At 29.8% G+C, this 1,351-nt stretch carries 1 protein-coding gene and 1 pseudogene; both read left to right on the top strand.

Going from position 1 to position 1,351, the window contains the following annotated elements:
* A pseudogene (locus tag QI30_RS20660) lies at positions 1 to 505 on the top strand (hypothetical protein); the annotation flags it as partial.
* Positions 506 to 583: 78 nt separating this feature from the next.
* Positions 584 to 1,351: hypothetical protein (locus tag QI30_RS19170; RefSeq protein WP_126992100.1), on the top strand; the 768-nt coding region annotated here is incomplete at its 3' end.

The raw sequence follows: 1,351 nt of genomic DNA, 5'->3' as shown, positions 1-1,351 counted from the left end.
ACCTAAAAAAACTATTGTAGATAAAACTATTTATACAAAACTCCCTGAGCGTATTTGCTATGGTTTAGTTAGAGGTTATGGTGTACACAATGATGTACAGGCAAAAATTTTGATTGAGGAATCTTCTGAATATCATTCACGAAATCTGGATTCAATGTTAAAAGAAGCTTTAAATATACATTCATTATATCGTGGAGAAAACTTTGTCATTACAGAGTGTGGTTATCGTAGCAAAGGTGAAGAGATAGGCATTGAATTTATCGATATCTTTTTAGGTATAGTTGGGATTATCCTGACATGTCCTTCATACAAGGAAATATCCGGTAAAAAACAAGCAAAGGTTGAATTGGTCTTAAAATTATTAAAACAGAATAAGTTACAGCCATTTCTTAAAAACTTACGTTTATTCGAGCTGCAACAATTCAATCAATTAATCGAAGCAAATGTAGAGGCAAGTATTAAACTTTTCATTGCTAAAAATTACGAAGAATTCATCTCACTTTAGACACTGTTTTAAAATAATTCGTAAAACCCAACTATTTTAGATCCTTCTCAAATTATAATAAGAATAAGGTGCTTAATTATGGAAAATAAACAAATAAAATCAAAAAATCGTGTGGTCGATCATGGCGAAGTTTTAACACCTGATTGGTTAGTTGATGATATGTTGGATTTAATTCCATTAGACGCATCTAAAATTAGTAGTCGATATTTAGAAAATAGTTCTGGTGAAGGTGCTTTCCTTCTTGGAATATTAAAAAGAAAGTTAGATATTGTTTTTGAAACGTATGATACTCCGGAAGAGTTAGAATTTTATACAATCATTGGTTTAACGAATCTATATGGAATAGAACTTCTTAAAGATAATTTAGAAATTAGCAAGGTACGATTAAGTAATCTAATCCAAGTTCACTTTAAACAGCATGCTATTACACCAAGCCCTAGCTTTTTAGAAATTATTGATCACATTTTAAATATAAATATCATTAATATGAACGCAATAAATTTTTTGGTCCCTCTTTTTAATACTCATGAGTTAGTAAGAGATAACGAAAATAATATTCAATATGGCGAATTAGGCCGAATTTCTGAGTGGGAAATTGATTATCGTAATAAACAAATTCAGCGTGTTGAATATATTTATAAAGATGTCGTTGAAGAGCAACAAGATCGTTTTCATTATGAGCAAAGCTTGTTAAATGAGGAACCTATGCAATTGAGTTTGTTCGATTTAACAGGAGAACAAGACTTATTTGTTGAAGAAAAATATATTAAGAAAGCAATACCTATTCGTATATTTGAAAAAGTACCATTTTTAGATTTAGTTAAGGCAACTATTGTGAAGGATGGC

It is taken from the genome of Candidatus Kurthia intestinigallinarum (assembly GCF_003991225.1).
Lineage (GTDB): Bacteria > Bacillota > Bacilli > Bacillales_A > Planococcaceae > Kurthia > Kurthia populi.
Note: the sequence above shows the minus strand (reverse complement) of the source record. Positions and strands in the feature narration are given on the sequence as shown.